Consider the following 17595-nt stretch of genomic DNA (forward strand, 5'->3'; position numbering starts at 1 on the left):
CGCTCAGAGGGCGCCGCGCAGGTCGCGGAAGAAGGCGGCTTCCCGTTCCGCCTGTTCGCGCAGCAGGACAGCCAGGGCAGCCGGATCGAACACCTCGCGCCCCTTGAGCATGCGTGCGGCGCGCAGGGCGAAGACGCGCCAGTGGTCGCCAATGGTCAGCAACCGGGCCGAGAACTCGGCCAGCAGCGGCTTATCGCACAGTTCGGCGGCTTCCTGAAGGAAGGCAGCGTAGAGGAAGCGGAAGCCGGCACCGCCGGTGCCGATCTCTTCCTGCATGCGCACCACGTGGCCGACGAAGGCGGCACTGGCCGGGGCCTGGGGGTCGAGGGCGGCGATGCGCTTGGCCAGCAGGCCGATGGCCCGCACCCCGACGATGGGCACCGGCGCCAACATGGCGCGGGCGGTGCGGCGGATGGCGGCGAGCACGGCCTGGGGATCGACCCCGTCGCGCTCGACGCCCAGCACCCGGTAGAGCAGGCCCTTGGGTGCCAGCAGGCCCTTGGCGAAGCGGGCCCGGGCCAGATCGGCGCGGGAACAGCGCTGGGGCGTCTCGAACACCGGGTCGCTGATCAGGTAGTCGTCCCCTTCCCGGCCGATCACCAGCAGGTTGTGGCCGTTAAAGTGGAAGCGCATGTCCTCGGGGAAGTAGGACAGCCAGAACACCGAGGTTTGCAGCCCCACCACCTCGCCGGCGTCGAGCAGCTGGTCGAGGCGGGCCTGGCCCGCCTCCGGGCGGCGGAAGGTTTCGAACGACAGCTTCAGCCCCAGGGGCTTGGCCAGGCCGCGGATGATGGCCCGGGGCGGCATGCGGTAGGCGATCAGGGGCAGGCCCTGGAGTTTGACGAAGGGCAGGTAGGCGAAGGCCAGGGCGCCGGACAGGCCGAAGGCCATGGCCTCCGACAGGGGGAGGCCGGCGTGGCTGACCAGGGTCGAAATGGCGCCGCTCTCGCAGTGGGCGGCGTGACGGTGCTGGAAGGCGACCGAGGCTTTGGCAGAGGTGGGCAGCGCGGCGTTCATGGCAGGCGGGTCAGTTGGTCCACGGTCAGGCCCAGGGCGTCGGCGTAGCGGGCCAGTAGGGCGGGCGTGAGGCGGGAGAACACTGCCGGACGCAGGTGGCGGCGCACCCGCCAGCGCCACAGGCCGCTGGCCTGGGCGAGCAGGGCCAGGTCCATGCGTTGGGCGTACATCCAGTACTCCAGGGGCGAGGCCGTCCCGGCGACGACCCTGGCCCGGGCCTCCTCGGCCTGCTGGCGCAGGGCGTCCACCGCCTGCAGGGTGACGATCTCTTCTACTTCCCAGCCTTGCGACGGAGCGGTGACGATGCGTCCCTGGGCGTCCCGGGCGTAGAGGGCCTTGCGCAGCCCGGCGTGGGTGCGGTTGCCTTCCTGGGGAACCTGGTCGAATTCCATCAGACCGCTTCCAGGTACACGAAGCCGCATGAGAAACGGCCGCTTTCCGGCACGTACATGAGGATGCGCTGACCCTTCTCGATGCGGCCGCTCTTGAACAGCTCGTCGAGCATGATGTAGGGCGAAGCGGAGCCGGTGTTGCCCTTGTCCGACAGGTTGGTGAACCAGCGTTCCCGAGGGACCGGCAGGCCGATTTCGACCAGGCGCCGCTCCAACTCGTCGGCGAAGAACCAGGACGACATATGGGGCAGGAACCAGTCGATACCGTCCGCCGTCAGGCCGCGCTTGGCGGCGATGGCGGCCAGGGGCTCGGCGAAGGTGGCGGTACCGATGTTGTCGTTGAGCAGGCGCACGTCCTGCTTCACGGCAAAGATCGACTGGGCACCCCAGGCATCCGCCGAATAGCGCAGCCAGCCCTTGAGGCCGCCATCGGCGGTCTTGTCAGCGCCGGCGTACATGCAGGCGGGCAATTGGTGGGCTGCCGACGACAGGTCGATCCAGTGGATGCGCAAGGATAGGGGCCCGCGGGGTTGGTTTTCCAGCAGCATGGCGCCGGCGCCATCGGAGAGCATCCAGCGCAGAAAGTCCTTTTCGAAGGCTAGTTCGGGGCGCTCTTCCAGGGCCGCCACCTTGTGCTCGGCCTCGGCGTCGAACAGCTGGGCGCGCAGCAGGGGCGAGGCCAGTTCGGAGCCGGTGGCCACGGCGCGGCGGGCCTCGCCGGCGCGGATCGCCAGCCAGGCGTGCTTGAGGGCGGCGGTGCCGGCCAGGCAGATGCCGGCGCAGGAGACCACTTCCAGGCGCGGCCATTTCAGCTCGCCGTGCACCATCACCGCGTGGTTGGGCATCAACTGGTCGGGCAGCGTGGTACCGGTGGCCAGCACGTCCACCTGCCCCGTATCGCCCAGGCCCTCGATGGCGCGCACGGTGAGCTGGGCATTGGTCATGGCCGGCTCGCCGGTGGCCCGGTCGATGGCGTAGTGGCGGCTCTTGATGCCGTTGCTGCGCAAGACGACGCGCCGGGCCCGGGAAGGCTTGCCGCCGACCATACCGAGGACCTGCTCGATCTCGTCGTTGGACACCGGATCAAACGGCAGGTAGGCGGCGGTGCGGGTGATGAAGACGTCAGTGCTCATACTGGGAAAGGCGCTCGCGGCCGGAGCCGGACGGTTGTTCGAAATGGGTTTTCAGGGCCGCCAGGCGGCGCCGGAACAGGGGGCGCAGCAGGGTTTGCAGGGCCAGGCTGGCGGGGACCACGGCGATGATCGCCGCGATCAGGAAGAGCATGTAGGCGATCAGGGCTGGCCCCCGGCGCAGCGCCCCGGGTGGTCCCACCCAGCGCAGCAGTTTGCCCCACAGGAAGAAGCTGCGGGTACCGACCCGCTCGCTGACCAGCAGGCGCGGGTCCGCCTCGACGGCACCCAGGCCCGCCAGCAGCGGGCCGCTGCCTTGTTCCTCATCGCGCAGCAGCGCGTCGCGCAGGGCGCGGCCGAAGCGGGCGGCGGCGGCCACGGTGGGGGCGTCGATCCCGGCCGGCGGCAGGCCGAGCCAGGCATCGCGCCGGCCGGTGAACATCCAGCGCGGCGTGGAAATCAGGGTGGCCAGGGTCGGTCCTGGATCGGTCAGGGCCACATGGTCGAGGTGTCGGGCGCCAAGGCGGGCCAGACGGGCTTTCATCTTTTCCTGGGCGAGCAGCCACATGTTGCGGCAGGCAACCACGGTGACCACCGGTTTTCCGGCGAGCAGCCGGGCGGCCAGGGGATGGGCGAGAAAGCCCTGGATCGGCAGGGACGGCGCCAGGAACCATACCTGGTAGGGCAGGATCACCAGATCGAATGCCTCGTCCCCGCGGAGCCCGAGGGGCGCTAGCCGGGGCGGCACCTGGTGGGCGCTTTCAGGAAAAACATCGAGAAAGCGAAAAAATGGCCAGGGAAACGGGTAGGCGGGTTCCGGCTGCAGTTTTTCGACGTGGACGGCAAAGCGATCATCGGCCAGCAAGGGGGCGATGATCTGGGCGGTAACCGCTGAAAGCTGACCGCTTTGCGAATAATCGACCACCAAAACCCGTTTGCGGGGAGCTTCGGCGGCAGAAACAGGATTAGCCACGGAAAAGATCAAGAATTCGGGAAAGTGAGCGCCATCGACGCCGGCAAAATGCCGACGTGAAAAAGCCGGGAGTCTAGCATTTCTGCCACTCTCCCGGCTCTTTGATTGCCGCGGCGCCGTGCATGAAACTGGACGACACCGGGAAATTTTTATTCCCGTTCGATTCGCACAGGCGGATCGGGCGGAAATGACGGACCGTTACTTCTCGACGAAGGCCCGTTCGATGACGTAGTGGCCCGGATTGTTGTTGCGCGACTCCTGGAAGCCGCGGGCATCGAACATGGCGCACAGGTCCTTGAGCATGGCCGGGCTGCCACACAGCATGATCCGGTCATCGTCCAGGTTGAGCGGGGGCAGGCCGATGTCCTCGAACAGCTTGCCGGTCTCGATCAGGTCGGTGATGCGGCCCTGGTTGCGGAACTCTTCGCGGGTGACGGTGGGGTAGTAGATCAGCTTCTTGGCCACTTCCTCGCCGAAGAACTCGTTCTGCTGCAGGTCGCCGTCGATGAAGTCGCCGTAGGCCAGTTCGCTCACGTAGCGCACGCCGTGCACCAGAATCACCTTCTCGTAGCGCTCATAGACTTCCGGGTCCTTGATGATGCTCATGAAGGGCGCCAGGCCGGTGCCGGTGGACAGCAGGTAGAGGTGCTTGCCCGGCAGCAGGTTGTCCATGATAAGAGTGCCGGTGGGCTTGCGGCTGACCAGCAGTTCGTCGCCGACCTGGAGGTGCTGCAGGCGGGAGGTCAAGGGGCCGTCCGGCACCTTGATGGAGAAGAATTCCAGATGTTCGTCGTAGTTGGCGCTAACGATGCTATAGGCACGCATCAGGGGCTTGCCCTCGACCTGCAAGCCGATCATGACGAAGTGGCCGTTCTCGAAACGCAGGCCGGCGTCGCGCGTGGTGGTGAAGCTGAACAGGGTGTCGTTCCAGTGATGGACGGACAGGACGCGTTCGGTGGAGATGTTGGACATGGCGAAAAAGGAATAAGCCGGCCGCGTTTACGGCCCAATGAGAAAAATTCGCAGCGAGTCTACCACTTTTTACTGACTTCGGGCTGCCCCGGTTTTCCACAAGCCCTTGAGCTTAAAAGAGAAACCCCCGGAAAGACCAAGGTTTTTCCGGGGGTTTCTTGATTTTCGTCAGGGAAATCAACCGATCATCTTACCGGGCAGCCAGGTGATGATGCCGGGGAAGGTATAGATCAGGATAACCGCCAGGCACATCAGGACAAAGTACGGGATGGCGTAGCGGGCAATCTCGGTAATCTGCCGTCCGGTCATGCCTTGCAGCACGAACAGATTGAAGCCCACCGGCGGCGTGATCTGGGCCATCTCGACCACGATCACGACGAAGATCCCGAACCACACCAGATCGATCCCCGCCGCCTGCACCGTGGGCAGCAGCACTGCCATGGTCAGCACCACCATCGAAATGCCATCGAGGAAACAGCCGAGCACGATGTAGAACAGGGTCAGGGCCAACAGCAGCGCCAGGGGGGACAGATTCAGGGACGAGATCCACTCCGCCAGGTGGCGCGGCAGGCCGATGTAACCCATGGACAAGGTGAGGAAGGCCGAGCCAGCCAGGATCAGGGCGATCATGCAGTACAGCCGGGTCGCCCCCATCAGGCTGGCGAAGAAGTTCTCCCGGGTCAGGGATTTCTGGAAAGCGGCGATGATCAGGCTACCCACCACGCCCAACGCTGCGGCCTCGGTGGCGGTGGCGATGCCGAAGTAGATCGAACCAAGCACCGCAGCGATCAGCAGGATCACCGGGATCAGGTTGCGCGAGGCATCGAGTTTTTGCAGGAAGGTGGTACGCGGACCGGCCGGGGGGATCTTGCCTGGGTTGAGCAGTGCCCAAACGATCACCCAGCCCATGAACAGCCCAGCCAGGAGCAAACCGGGCAGCACACCGCCGATGAACAGCTTGGCGATCGACACCTCCGCCGAAACGCCATAGACGATCATGATGATCGAGGGCGGAATGAGCAGTCCCAAGGTACCGGCGCCGGCCAGTGTCCCCAGCGCCAGGCTGTCCGGATAGCCACGCTTTTGCAGTTCCGGCAGGGTGATCTTGCCAATGGTCGCGCAGGTGGCCGCCGACGAACCGGACACCGCGGCAAAAATGGTGCAGCCGATGATGTTGGTGTGGAGCAAGCGGCCGGGCAGCCGCTCAAGCCAGGGGGCCAGCCCCTTGAACATATCTTCGGAAACCCGGGTGCGGAAGAGGATTTCCCCCATCCACAAGAAGAGCGGCAAGGCGGTCAGGGTCCAGCTCGACCCGGAGCCCCAGATGGTGACGGCCATAGCGTCCCCCGGCGGACGCGGAGTGAAGGCGAGCATGCCCAGGTAGCCGACGGCAGTCAGCGACAGGCCGATCCACACGCCTCCGACGAGAAAGACGAGCAGCAGGACGATCAGCCCGGCAGCGATGAGAATATCCATGATCCTATTTCCTCGTGGAAATCACTCGACCCGGGCGGGTTCGTTGGAATGGGATTTGAGCCGGGCCACGGGGCGTCCGGCCAAGGTCAGCAACAGATCGTCGAGCAGGGCGACGAAGAGCACCACCGTGCCTGCCGCCATGCCGATCTGGGGAATCCACAGGGGCGTCGCATCAACCCCTTGGGAGATGTCGCCGAATTCGTAGGAGTTGAACACCAGCCGCAGGCTGTACCAGGCCAGGGCGCCGGCCACCACCGCCCCAACCACCAGGGCGACGGTTTCCACGGCGCGCCGGGTGCCGCCGGCAAAGCGGTCGATCAGGAGGGTGACGCGGATGTGCTCACCGTGCTTGAAGGTGTAAGCCAGCGCAAGAAAACCGCAGGCGGCCATGCAATAGCCGGCATAGTCGTCGGTACCGCGCACGTAGATATCGAGCAGGCGGGTGACGATGCCGGTCAGCACCATGGCCAGGGTGGCGATCATGAACAGCGCCGCCAGGCCGCCAGCGGCACGGTAGATCAGGTCGAGCAAGGATCTCATGGGCGTAGGGTTTAAAGACTGCATTGACGAATTCGACGGCGGGCACAGCTGCCCCGGTCGAACGGTGCGGCGCCATCTCCGGGGACGGCGCCGCGTAGGGGCTTACTTCTTGGCGCGGTAGGCGTCGAGGATGGCCTTGCCGTCAGGCCCGGCCTTGTCCTGCCATTCCTTGATCATCTGCTCGCCAACCTTGTGCAGGTCCTTCTTCAGGGCATCGGAGGCCGGCAGCACCTTCATCTTGTTGGCGGCAAGCTGCTCCAGGTACCAGCGGTTCTTCTCCTCGGAAAGCTTCCAGCCCCGCTCCTCGGCGGCGGCGGCAGCCTTCAGGATGGCATCCTGGGTCGGCTTGTCGAGAGCGTCGAAGGCCTTCTTGTTCACAAACACCACGTTCTTCGGCAGCCAGGCCTGGATATCGAAGTAGTAGGACAGTTGCTCCCAGCTCTTCGAATCGTAGCCGGTGGCGGAGGAGGTCAGGTTGGCCGAGACCACGCCGGTGGCAAGGGCCTGGGTCAGTTCTGCGGCCTGGACGGTAACCGGCACAGCGCCCATCAACTCGATCATGCGGGCCACGGTGGGGCTGTAGGAGCGCATTTTGACGCCCTTCAGGTCGGCCATCGAGGTCAGTGCCGTCTTGGAATAGATACCCTGGGGCTGCCAGGCCACGGAGTAAAGAATCTTCAGCCCCTGCTTGGCGAACTTCTCCTCGACCTTGGGCCGCGACACCTGCCACAGGCGCTTGGCATCGGCGTAGCCGGTGGCCAGGAAGGGCACGGTATCCAGGGCGAACAAGGGATCTTCGTTAGCCAGGCCGGAAATGATGGTCTCGCCAATCTGGGCTTGACCACCCTGCACGGCCCGCTTGATCTCGTTGGCCTTGAACAGGGCGCCGTTGGGGTGCACCGTAATCTTGACCTTGCCGCCGGTGGCCGCATCCACATCCTTGACGAACTGGTTGATGTTCTCAGTGTGGAAGTTGGTGGCGGGATACGGGGTGGGCATATCCCACTTGGCTTGGGCAGACGCCACTTGGGCTGCCAGAGCCAGAGCAACGGCAGCGCCGACACGGAACGTGGTGCGTAGAGACGGCATCATTTTCATGGACTCTTCCTCTGTTGTAGGTAGTACAGGGCGCCGGCCGGGGCCGACTACGGGTCTTGCAATGGCTTTACCATTGTTAGATTGATTTTTTCGTTATAAATTGTCAATAAATTTTGAACGTTTTTTACACACGTTTAGGCATTCCCCCAAGCTCAGCCCGCTTCGCATCGACCTCCAGGCACCCTCGACATGGCCAAGCCCCGTCTCACCTCCTCCTCCCCTGCCAGCACCACCGCCAACGGCGAAACCAGTCGTATCGTTTCCTCCGAGCACCTGGTATCGGAAAAAGCACCGGAGCTCTCGGAATTGGAGTTCGGTCTTATCCTGGCCTGGCACGCCTTTGCCCGCTGGATGATCCGCTGCATGTCGGCCGCCGGCGTCAAGGACGTCACTGCCACTGACGTCCTGGTGTTACACCACGTCGCGCACCGGGACCAGGAAAAGAAGCTTGCCGACATCTGCTTCGTGCTCAACATCGAGGACACCCACGTGGTTTCCTATTCACTCAAGAAGCTGATGGGTATCGGCCTGGTGCAGAGCGTCAAGCGCGGCAAGGAAGTGTTTTTCTCAATCACCGCTGAAGGTCAGCGCGTCTGTCTGGCCTACCGGGATGTGCGCGAGTCTTGCCTGATGCCCGGCTTTTCCGGCACAGAGGAGGAGAACGCCCGTCTGGGGGACGTAGCCCGGCTGCTGCGCACCCTTTCCGGCCGTTACGACCAAGCCGCCCGGGCAGCCTCTACCGCCGGGCTGTAACCCATGCAGCCCTCGGTCCGTCTCCTCAACCTGGGCGACACCGCCGTCACCGTCGAATTCGGCGATCGGGTCGACCCGCTCCTGATGCCCCGGGTCAGTGGCCTGGATGCCGCACTCCAAGCCTTGCTCCAGGCCGGAGAAGCCCCTGGCTTGATCGAGACTGTCCCCACCTTCCGTTCCCTCACGGTGATCTTCGACCCCTTGGTCACGGCCCGTCCCGCCGTGGACGCCCTGATCCAGCGCGCCCTGCAGGCAGCCGACACTCAGGCTGCCCCACCGGGACGCACCTGGCGCCTGCCGGTACTGTACGGTGGCGAGTTCGGCCCGGATCTGGCCAGTGTTGCCGAGGCCACCGGCCTGAGCTGCGAAGAGGTCATTGCCCGGCATAGCGGCACCCCGTACCGGGTATACATGCTCGGTTTTCTCCCCGGGTTTCCCTTCATGGGCGATGTAGCCCCTCCCCTCGCCCTGCCCCGTCGCAGCGAACCTCGAGTGCGTGTGCCCGCCGGCAGCGTAGCCATCGCCGGCGGCCTGACCGCCATTTACCCTTGGGAAAGCCCCGGGGGCTGGCACCTCCTCGGCCGCTGCCCGGTACGCCTGTTCGACCCGGCACGCCCAGCACCTTCTCTGCTTGCGCCTGGCGATCAGGTGATCTTCACGGCCGTGGAGGCCGCCCGCTACGCCGAAATCGACGCCGAACTGCGCAGCGGCGCCCGGGAAGCCGCGTCCTTCCTTGATCTTGGAGCAGCAGCCCAATGAGCGCCGTCGTCGCCATCGTCTCTCCTGGTGCCCTGGCCAGCGTGCAAGATCTGGGGCGCCACGGCTATCGTCGTTTCGGCGTTCCCCGGGCCGGTACCCTGGCCCCCGACCTGTTGCGTATCGCCAATCGCCTGGTGGGCAACCCAGACGGGTCGCCGGCCATCGAATTCTTTGTCGGCGGCCTAGCCCTGGCCGCCCGGGATGAACCACTCCAACTCGGCTTTGCCGGCAACTTTGCGGTGGAGATCGTCGCCAGCGACGGCGCCAAGCGTCTGTTGCCCGCCTGGCGCAGCGTCGTGCTGGCTCCGGGCGAACAGGCCCGCTGCGGCATGATCGCCGGCAGCCGGGTCGGCGTGGTGGCGGTGGCGGGCCTAGCCCCGCCCCGCCTCCTCGGTAGCGCTTCTACCTACGCGCGGGCTGGCCTGGGCCAACTGCTTGGTGCTGGCGACCAACTACCGGCTACGAGCGTCGCTCCGGGCACCCCTTGCCATTGGCTGCCGGCCCCGCCCGCAGTTGCGGCGCCCGACACACCGATTCGGCTCGTCCTCGGCCCCCAGGACGATCATTTCAGCACCGCGGCGCTTGTCACCCTGGAAAGCGTCACCTACACCGTCTCCCGGGAGGCAGACCGGATGGGCATGCGCCTGGACGGCCCCGTCCTGGAACACAAGCCGGGCATGACCGAGATTGCCTCCGACGGGATCGTGCCGGGAGCCATCCAGGTCCCCGGCAACGGATTGCCGATCGTGCTGCTGGCCGACGGTCAGACTGCCGGTGGCTACCCCAAGATTGCTACGGTGATTTCCGCCGACCTGCCCCGGCTGGCCGCCCTGCCCCCGGGCGCTCCCCTGCGCTTTAGCCTGATCGACCTGGCTGGTGCGGCATTGGCGGCCCGCCAGGCGGAAGCGGAGTTGCTCGCCTGCCTGGCCGCTATCGAACCCCTTGGGCCGGAAGGAGGCATCGACCTGAATGCGCTCTACACTGAAAACCTGGTCAGCGGCATGATCAATGCCCAGGCTGAGGAGTGGAAGTTGCTCTTGTAATTTCTCGACAAGGAAAGACGCCGTGCCGCACGAACTCAATCTGAACGCCGATCTGGGCGAATCCTTCGGTGCCTGGAGCATGGGCCGGGATCAGGAGTTGCTCCCCCTGGTTGGCTCCGCCAACATCGCCTGCGGCTTTCACGCCGGCGACCCCCTGGTGATGCGCAAGACCGTCCGGGCGGCCCTCGACAACGGCGTTTCCCTGGGGGCCCACCCGGCCTTCCCCGATCTGCAGGGCTTCGGCCGGCGCAAGATGGTCATCCCCGCCCCCGAACTCGAAGCAATGGTCATCTACCAGCTCGGGGCCCTGGCCGGTATGGCACGGGCCGAGGGGGGCACCCTGACTCACGTCAAACCCCATGGAGCCCTCAACAACATGGCCTGCGAGGACATCGCCTTGGCGCGGGCCGTGGTGAGGGCCGTCAGACAATTCGACGCCGAACTGATCCTGCTCGCCCCAGCCCTCTCGCACCTGGCCGATGCCGGCAAGGAGACAGGATTACGGGTCGCCCTGGAGGTGTTCGCCGACCGGGCCTATGACGAAGCGGGCAACCTGGCGCCCCGCAGCCAACCCGGGGCTGTGCTGCACGACCCGCGCGACTGCGTTGCGCACGTACAGCGCATGATCGAGGCCGGCGGACTGATCACCACCAGTGGCAAGGTGCTGCCGACCCCCTTTCACAGCATTTGCGTGCACGGCGACAACGCCGAAGCGGTCGAAGCCGCCGCAGCCATACGTCACGCCCTTGAAAGTCGGGGCCACCCGATCAAGCCCCTGCCCCACCTGAGTGCTCTCACCCGGACATGAACCGGGATGGTGCATACACCGCTCCTGGCACCGTACTGGTGCACCTTGACCGCCTAGGATCAGTCAAGCCGCAGTCAATGGCTTCTCCATGCTTGGAATCACCTGACCCTCTCGCAGCAATGACGCTCGCGGTGCGAGGCCGATGCTGCCGGCTCGCAGATGGAGCCCTGGCGCCCGATCGACCCCAGTGACAACAGGATAGACAGCGCATGGCACAGCCCTTGCAATGAGGGCTGCACATCCATAACGCCCAACGGCGACCTGCCATGCACCTCCTGCTCAAGTACGACGGCCAATACGCCCCGCCCCTGTGGCAAGCCCTCGGGGCCGAACATTCCAGCCAGTACGTCTGGCGCTTTCGCGTAAGCGACGAGGCCGCCCTCGACGCCTTGATGGAAACCCTGGCGGTGCAAACCAACCAGGACACCCTGCAGCAGACCTACGCCCTGGTCCATGACGAAAATTCGTCGCTCGCCAATCCCGGCGCCGTGCTCGACCGGGTGACACCGTTCAACGCCCTCTATGCCCGCCGCCTGCACGCCTGGATGGAAGGGGATCTGGCGCCCTATATCCGCATGCATTTCCAACCCCTGGTGGATCTGGCCCAGGGTGGTGAAATCTTCGCCTTCGAGGCCCTGTGCCGCCTGCAGGACCCCCAGGGGCGTCTGCTGTCCGGTGCCGATGCCTTCCGCCTGGCGGCCCAGTTGCAGCGCGAAGCAGACCTGGACCTGGAATGCCAGCGTCTCGCTCTGGCGGCCAAGGCGGCGTCGATTCCCGCCGACAAGCTGTTGTTCATCAACGTATTGCCACGCAACCTGGTGCATCAGAGCTGGATGAACTGCCTGTCCCAATCCTTGGAAAGCATGGGCATCGACCGCCGCCAGGTGGTGATCGAGGTGGTGGAATCGGAACGGGCCGATCCGGCCATGCTGGCGCAAAGCTGCGACATCCTGCGCACCCGGGGCTTTCGCATCGCTCTGGACGACATGGGCTCGGGCTTCAACGGCCTGTCCACCCTGGCGGCGGTGCGCGCCGACTTCATCAAGGTGGACCGGGGCATCGTGCACGGCGCCCAGGGCAGCAAGGTGCGCTCGGTGTTGCTGGAGGCCATTGTTTCCATGGCCCAGCGACTCGGCGCCACGGTCATCGCCGAGGGGCTGGAGCGGGCCGAGGACATCACCTTCGTTCGCGACATGGGCATCGGCTATGCCCAGGGGTACTACTTCGCCCCACCCCAGGCCGGGGTCACCGCCGCGGTGACGCCCCTGCCCAGCCTCGACGAATCCTGCCTGTCCCGGGCCAAGGATCGCTTCGCCCTGACCGACCTGATGGACCCCGGCGTGGCGGTGGAGATCCAGGAGCCCCTGGAGATGGTGCGCCGCCTGTTTATCGACAACCCCTCCCTGGCCCTGGCCGTGGTCACCGATGACGCCCAGCCGATCGGCCTGGTGCGGCGCGGCCGGGTGCTTTCCAGCCACACCAGCAAGACCCTGGGCAAGCTCTCCGAGCCCCTGGCGCGCAGCCTGCCCAGCCGCCTCACCTCAGCGGCCCTGGCCCGGGTGCTGTACCACGACCGCAAGGACGCCGATCCCTGGGTGGTCACCGCGCCGGACGGGCGCTACCAGGGCTTGATCCACCCCATGACCCTGATCGCCCAGCTGCTGGCGCGGCGCGAGAACGGCAGCAACCTGCATCCCCTGTCCCAGCTGCCCACCGGCCCGAGCCTGCGCCTGACCTTGGACAACCGGCTGGCCCAGGGCCAGGAGCTGTGCCTGGTCTATATCGACCTGGACAATTTCAAGGCCTACAACGACCGCTATGGCTTCATCCGGGGCGACGCCATGATCCGCTCCCTGGCCGAGCTGTTGCGCTACCGCTTCGCCCACCGCAAGGATTGCCTGCTTGGCCACATCGGCGGCGACGATTTCGTGCTCATCCAGGAACACGTGCCCGCCGATCTGGTGCCGGAACTGCTCGACATCATGAGCCAGTTCCACGCCATCGCCGCCCACCTTTACGACAGCGACGACGTAGCTCGGGGCCATTTCGTCACCGAGGACGGCAACGCGTATCCGATTGCCAGCATGTCGGTGGCGGTGGTTACCGGCCGGAGTGGCGATGGCACGCCCCTGCCCAACTCCCTGGCCGCCGCCGAGCGCGCTGCCGCCCTGAAGAAGATTGGCAAGGTGGCCGAAGGCAGCGTGGTGGTGGTGGAAGGCACGCCCCCCACCCTGCACCGGGAAAGCCCCCGCTCGGCGCTGCGGGACTGGACCGACACGGCGCTGGAATCCTTGCAGGAACTGGTACTGGCGCCGCGCAACCGGGACCCCCACGCTCTGGATGTGGCCTTCCGCAACTTCCCGTACTTCGAGATGGTGTTCGAGCTGGATGGGGAAGGAAAACAGCGCTTTCCCAACTGGATCAACCCGGAAATGTACGGCCGCATCAAGGCCGGCGGCATGGGCGCCGACCGCTCGGCCCAGGCTTACTTCACCGAGGTGCGCGACACGGGCCGCCCCTTCGTGTCGCCGATTTACCTGTCCACCGCCAGCGAGGACTTCTGCCTGACCCTGGCCGTCCCCCTGCAGGATGCCCGGGGCCGGCTCGACGGCGTGCTGGTGGCGGACATCAACATCGGCGCCCTGGCCACCCTGCTGCGCCGGGAAACGCTCCCCGCCTGAACGACGCCGCGGCCAAGCTCCGATCCCCGGGCACGGGTGGCCCGGGGGAACGGTACAGCCGGGTCTTAGCGCAGGGCGGTTTCCAGGTGGCGCAGCAAGTCCTTCAGCTCCCGGGCCGTGGCGTAGAGCCGCTGCACTCCACCGCCCACGTTATCGGTGGACGCCACGCTCTGGTTGGCTGCCTGGGCGATCCGCTCCATGCTCACCGCCACGTCGTGGGAAGCCTGGGATTGCTGGTTGAGCATGTGCGAGACGTCGTCGGCCATGCCCAGGCATTTGTCGGTGGCCGACACGATCGACTCCAGGCTCAGGCTGCTCTCTTCGATCACCGCCGTACCGGAGGTGACCTCGGCCGCCGTGTTCGCCATGGTCCTCACCGCGCTGTGGGAGCGCTGGGTGATCTCGCTCACCACCGTGGTGATCTCGGCGGTACTGCTGGTAGTCCGTTCCGACAGCTTGCGCACCTCGTCGGCCACCACAGCAAAGCCCCGGCCGTGCTCTCCGGCCCGGGCCGCCTCGATGGCGGCATTGAGGGCTAGCAAGTTGGTCTGCTCGGCGATGTCCTTGATGATGGTGGTGATGTGACCGATGCGCTCGACGTGCTCGTGCATGCCGTTCATTTCGGCCATGGCCCGGTCGACGATGTTCACGATGCGCTGGGTACCCGCCATGCTCAGCGCCATCTTGTCCTTGCCGCTCTGGGCGATTTCCTGGGCCTGCTGGGTGGCCGTGACATTCTGCTGGGTGAATTCGGAGACTTCCTGGATCGACACGCTCATCTGCTCCAGGGCGCTGCCGATCTCCTCGACGCTGGCGCTCTGCTCGTTGGCGCTCTGCACCAGCTTCTGCATCTCCGCATCGAGGGCCTCGGCCCTGGCCTCCACCTCCTGGGACGACAACAGTACGTCGGCAAACATGGCGCGTAGGTGGATGCGCAGGGATTCCATCTGCAACAGCAGCCCCAAGTGGTCACTGCCGCGCAGCAGGCTTTCGTGCAGGCGCCCTTCATCGATGGCGACGATGCCACGGCGCACCCACTGCACCGGCAACAGTACGTTCTGCCACAGCCAAGCGGCCTGCCCCGCCAGCACCAGGGCCGCCAACAGCGCCAGGCCCAGGCCGGCCAAGCCGCCCAGCCAGGCGCCGAGCAAGGCCAGGACGGCGCTCGCCACGCTCAGGGAGCACAGCACCCGGGCCGGCTGGACCCGCCGGGTGCGCCGGCGGGCACCGGGAAAGGCCGCTCGCTTGTCGCGGATCGCGGCATAGAGTTTTTCCGCCGCCGCCACCTCGCTCCGCTCCGGGGTATTGCGCACCGACATGTAACCGATTGGCACGCCGTTCTCGGTCATCGGCGTGACGTAGGCCTCGACCCAGTAGAAATCGCCGTTCTTGCAGCGGTTCTTGACCAGCCCGTGCCAGGGTTGGCCTTCCTTGAGGGTTTTCCACAGATCGTCGAAGGCCTCCGGCGGCATGTCCGGATGGCGGACGATGTTATGGCTGGCCCCGAGCAGTTCTTCCCGGGTAAAGCCGCTGACATCGACGAAGGACGCATTGACGTAGGTGATGCGGCCCTTGAGGTCGGTCTTGGTGACGATGGGTTTGCCCGGCTGCAGGAAACGCTCCTGCCCCGTCACGGGTAGATTGACTTTCATGCGTAGCCCCCAATCAATCGAATGTTATTGATTTGCCTAAAGCTCGGGCCGGGCGTCTGTCATCCCCCGTCGTTCTCGTGTACCGCTCCTGATGGCCCGGCAAACAGTCCCACACCAGAAAATATCCCTGGAGCCACCATGGACACGCGCATGTCATGCAAGTTCATGCGGATCGGGTATTTTTTGAGACAAATCAACGGCATCGAGCGGCAGCCATCAGCCATCGATCAACGGTCATTTATCGCCCTGCTGTCGAGCCGCACCAGCGCTTGATCTCCAGACCCCCACCTCGGAACGCCGCGCCAGTCCTTGTGTTGCGGAGCCCCCCCGCCAAGAATGAGTACTGGCGCGGGTCTCAGGCCGGTTACCGATCAGGAGCCCACAAAGAAAAACCCCGGCCACCTTGCGGTGCCGGGGTTTGAACTGCAGGGTTGCTGCGGTGTGCCGGGGCTTAGAACTGGTCTTCGCCCAGGGCCATCACGCCGCTGGCGCCCGCCACGATGCTCTCGGCCAGACCGTCGGCCTGGGTGAGGATGTGGTCGGCGTAGAAACGGGTGGTGACGACCTTGGCGGCGTAGAACGGATCGGCGTCGCCGCCGTCGATCTTGGCCTGGGCGATCAGGGCCGCCCGAGCCATCTGCCAGCCGCCGGCGACGATGCCGGTGAGCTTGAGGAAGGGCACCGAGCCGGCGTGGGCCGCCTTGATGTCGCTGCCGTAGGTGGCGACCATGTACTCGGAGGCCTTGGTCAGGGCAGCCACACCGGCAGCCAGACGGGCACGGATCACGGCGAACTGCTCGCCCTTGGCCTCGGCCAGCTTGCCCAGGGTCTGCTGCATCAGACCGAGCACGGCCTTCATGGTGACGCCGCCTTCCCGGGCCATCTTGCGGCCGATCAGGTCGTTGGCCTGAATGGCGGTGGTGCCTTCGTAGATGGCGGTGATGCGGGCATCGCGCAGGTGCTGGGCGGCACCGGTTTCCTCGATGAAGCCCATGCCGCCGTGCACCTGCACGCCGGTGGAGGCGATCTCGATCGACTGCTCGGTGCTCCAGCCCTTGACCACCGGGATCATCAGGTCGGCGAAGGCCTGGTTCTTGGCCCGCTCGGCCTCGTCCGGATGGCGCTTGGCGGCATCCATGGCGGCGGCCACCACGTAGGCCAGGGCGCGCATGGCTTCGGTCTGGGAACGCATGCTCATGAGCATGCGGCGCACGTCCGGGTGCTTGATGATGGCGACCTTGGGACCGCCGCGCACACCCACCTCGGTACCCTGGATGCGCTCCTTGGCGTAGTCGCGGGCGCGCTGGTAGGCGCGCTCGGCCAGGGCCACGCCTTCCATGCCGACGGCGAAGCGGGCGGCGTTCATCATGATGAACATGTATTCCAGACCACGGTTTTCCTGGCCCACCAGGTAACCGATGGCGCCACCGTTGTCGCCGAAGGCCATCACGGCGGTGGGGCTGGCGTGGATGCCGAGCTTGTGCTCGATGGACACGCAGTAGGCATCGTTGCGCGCGCCCAGGCTGCCGTCGGCGTTGACCATGAACTTGGGCACGACGAACAGGGAGATGCCCTTCACGCCCTCGGGGGCGTCGGGCAGGCGGGCCAGCACCAGGTGCACGGTGTTGGACACCATGTCGTGGTCACCGTAGGTGATGAAGATCTTCTGGCCGAACACTTTGTAGGTGCCGTCGCCCTGGGGCTCGGCGCGGGTGCGCACGGCGGCCAGATCGGAACCGGCGTTCGGCTCGGTCAGATTCATGGTGCCGGTCCATTCACCGCTCACCATCTTCGGCAGGTAGCGCTGCTTGAGCTCGTCGGAGCCGGCCACCAGCAGGGCCTCGATGGCGCCCTGGGTGAGCATCGGGCACAGGGAGAAGGCCATGTTGGCCGACTTCCACATCTCGTTGACCGGGGTGGAGAGAATCTTGGGCAGACCCTGACCGCCGAATTCGGGATCACAGGCCAGGGCGGTCCAGCCGTTTTCGGCGAACTGCTGGTAGGCGGACTTGAAGCCGGCCGGCATGGTCACGGCGTTGTTGGCCCACTTGGCGCCTTCCTGGTCGCCGCTCCAGTTGAGGGGCGACAGGACGTTGCTGGCGAACTTGGACGCTTCGTCGAGGATGGCATCGGCCAGGTCGGCGGTCGCTTCTTCGCAGCCGGGCAGCTGGGCAACCTGCTCCAGACCGGCCAGTTCCTGCATCACGAACTGCATTTCGCGAAGGGGGGCGATGTATTCAGCCATGGAAAGCTCTCCTTAATGGTGGATGTGCGTTGAATTGAGCAAACGGGCAACAGTCG

General features: G+C 65.7%; 16 protein-coding genes. 6 read left to right on the forward strand and 10 right to left on the reverse strand.

Features of this window, described 5'->3' with window-relative positions:
- Positions 1 to 3: 3 nt before the first annotated feature.
- The 8 genes from darH to OTERR_RS09290 form a co-directional block, all read right to left on the reverse strand.
- Positions 4 to 1017, reverse strand: coding sequence for a BtrH-related acyltransferase DarH (gene darH, locus OTERR_RS09255; RefSeq protein ID WP_149425576.1), 1014 nt, complete (start codon positions 1015 to 1017; stop codon positions 4 to 6).
- The gene (locus OTERR_RS09260; RefSeq protein ID WP_149425577.1) at positions 1014 to 1409 is read right to left on the reverse strand and encodes a DarG family dialkylresorcinol biosynthesis protein; all 396 of its coding nucleotides are present in this window, start codon (positions 1407 to 1409) and stop codon (positions 1014 to 1016) included. Before OTERR_RS09260 ends, darH begins: the two co-directional genes overlap by 4 nt.
- Positions 1409 to 2542, reverse strand: a complete 1134-nt coding sequence (locus tag OTERR_RS09265; RefSeq protein ID WP_149425578.1) for a beta-ketoacyl-ACP synthase III — start codon at positions 2540 to 2542, stop codon at positions 1409 to 1411. The genes OTERR_RS09260 and OTERR_RS09265 overlap by 1 nt, the downstream gene beginning before the upstream one ends.
- Positions 2532 to 3512 (reverse strand): dialkylrecorsinol condensing enzyme, encoded by a 981-nt coding sequence (locus tag OTERR_RS09270; RefSeq protein ID WP_149425579.1) that lies wholly within the window; start codon positions 3510 to 3512, stop codon positions 2532 to 2534. Before OTERR_RS09270 ends, OTERR_RS09265 begins: the two co-directional genes overlap by 11 nt.
- Before the next feature lie 198 nt (positions 3513 to 3710).
- Positions 3711 to 4484 carry a ferredoxin--NADP reductase gene (locus tag OTERR_RS09275; protein ID WP_054621737.1) on the reverse strand — a complete coding sequence of 258 codons (774 nt, stop codon included), beginning with the start codon at positions 4482 to 4484 and terminating at the stop codon, positions 3711 to 3713.
- Between the two features lie 177 nt (positions 4485 to 4661).
- A complete protein-coding gene (locus OTERR_RS09280; protein WP_054621738.1) occupies positions 4662 to 5960 on the reverse strand; it encodes a TRAP transporter large permease in 1299 nt (432 codons plus the stop codon).
- Between the two features lie 21 nt (positions 5961 to 5981).
- Positions 5982 to 6500: a TRAP transporter small permease gene (locus OTERR_RS09285; RefSeq protein ID WP_149425580.1), complete on the reverse strand. Its 519-nt coding sequence runs from the start codon at positions 6498 to 6500 to the stop codon at positions 5982 to 5984.
- A 102-nt stretch (positions 6501 to 6602) separates the two neighbouring features.
- A complete protein-coding gene (locus tag OTERR_RS09290) occupies positions 6603 to 7598 on the reverse strand; it encodes a TRAP transporter substrate-binding protein (protein ID WP_246154097.1) in 996 nt (331 codons plus the stop codon).
- 189 nt (positions 7599 to 7787) lie between these two features.
- Between OTERR_RS09290 and OTERR_RS09295 the strand changes: the two genes are divergently transcribed.
- The 5 genes from OTERR_RS09295 to OTERR_RS09315 all read left to right on the forward strand — a co-directional run bounded on the left by OTERR_RS09295 (position 7788) and on the right by OTERR_RS09315 (position 13642).
- Complete coding sequence (locus OTERR_RS09295) at positions 7788 to 8351, forward strand: winged helix DNA-binding protein (protein WP_054621740.1); 564 nt, start codon at positions 7788 to 7790, stop codon at positions 8349 to 8351.
- 3 nt (positions 8352 to 8354) lie between these two features.
- The gene (pxpB, locus tag OTERR_RS09300; RefSeq protein ID WP_149425581.1) at positions 8355 to 9110 is read left to right on the forward strand and encodes a 5-oxoprolinase subunit PxpB; all 756 of its coding nucleotides are present in this window, start codon (positions 8355 to 8357) and stop codon (positions 9108 to 9110) included.
- The gene (locus tag OTERR_RS09305; RefSeq protein WP_149425582.1) at positions 9107 to 10153 is read left to right on the forward strand and encodes a 5-oxoprolinase subunit C family protein; all 1047 of its coding nucleotides are present in this window, start codon (positions 9107 to 9109) and stop codon (positions 10151 to 10153) included. The genes pxpB and OTERR_RS09305 overlap by 4 nt, the downstream gene beginning before the upstream one ends.
- Positions 10154 to 10175: 22 nt before the next feature.
- Positions 10176 to 10961, forward strand: coding sequence for a LamB/YcsF family protein (locus tag OTERR_RS09310; RefSeq protein ID WP_149425583.1), 786 nt, complete (start codon positions 10176 to 10178; stop codon positions 10959 to 10961).
- A gap of 266 nt (positions 10962 to 11227) precedes the next feature.
- Positions 11228 to 13642 (forward strand): EAL domain-containing protein, encoded by a 2415-nt coding sequence (locus tag OTERR_RS09315; RefSeq protein WP_149425584.1) that lies wholly within the window; start codon positions 11228 to 11230, stop codon positions 13640 to 13642.
- A 65-nt stretch (positions 13643 to 13707) separates the two neighbouring features.
- Here OTERR_RS09315 and OTERR_RS09320 read toward each other — a convergent pair whose 3' ends face one another.
- Positions 13708 to 15294, reverse strand: a complete 1587-nt coding sequence (locus OTERR_RS09320; RefSeq protein ID WP_054621744.1) for a methyl-accepting chemotaxis protein — start codon at positions 15292 to 15294, stop codon at positions 13708 to 13710.
- A gap of 138 nt (positions 15295 to 15432) precedes the next feature.
- Here OTERR_RS09320 and OTERR_RS16585 point away from each other — a divergent pair, with 138 nt between their 5' ends.
- Positions 15433 to 15567: a hypothetical protein gene (locus OTERR_RS16585; RefSeq protein ID WP_281290329.1), complete on the forward strand. Its 135-nt coding sequence runs from the start codon at positions 15433 to 15435 to the stop codon at positions 15565 to 15567.
- Positions 15568 to 15745: 178 nt separating this feature from the next.
- On the opposite strand, the gene OTERR_RS09325 is transcribed toward OTERR_RS16585, so the two are convergent.
- On the reverse strand, positions 15746 to 17539 hold the full coding sequence (locus tag OTERR_RS09325; protein ID WP_054621745.1) for an acyl-CoA dehydrogenase: 1794 nt from the start codon (positions 17537 to 17539) through the stop codon (positions 15746 to 15748).
- Positions 17540 to 17595: the final 56 nt, after the last annotated feature.

It is taken from the genome of Oryzomicrobium terrae (genome assembly GCF_008274805.1).
Lineage (GTDB): Bacteria > Pseudomonadota > Gammaproteobacteria > Burkholderiales > Rhodocyclaceae > Oryzomicrobium > Oryzomicrobium terrae.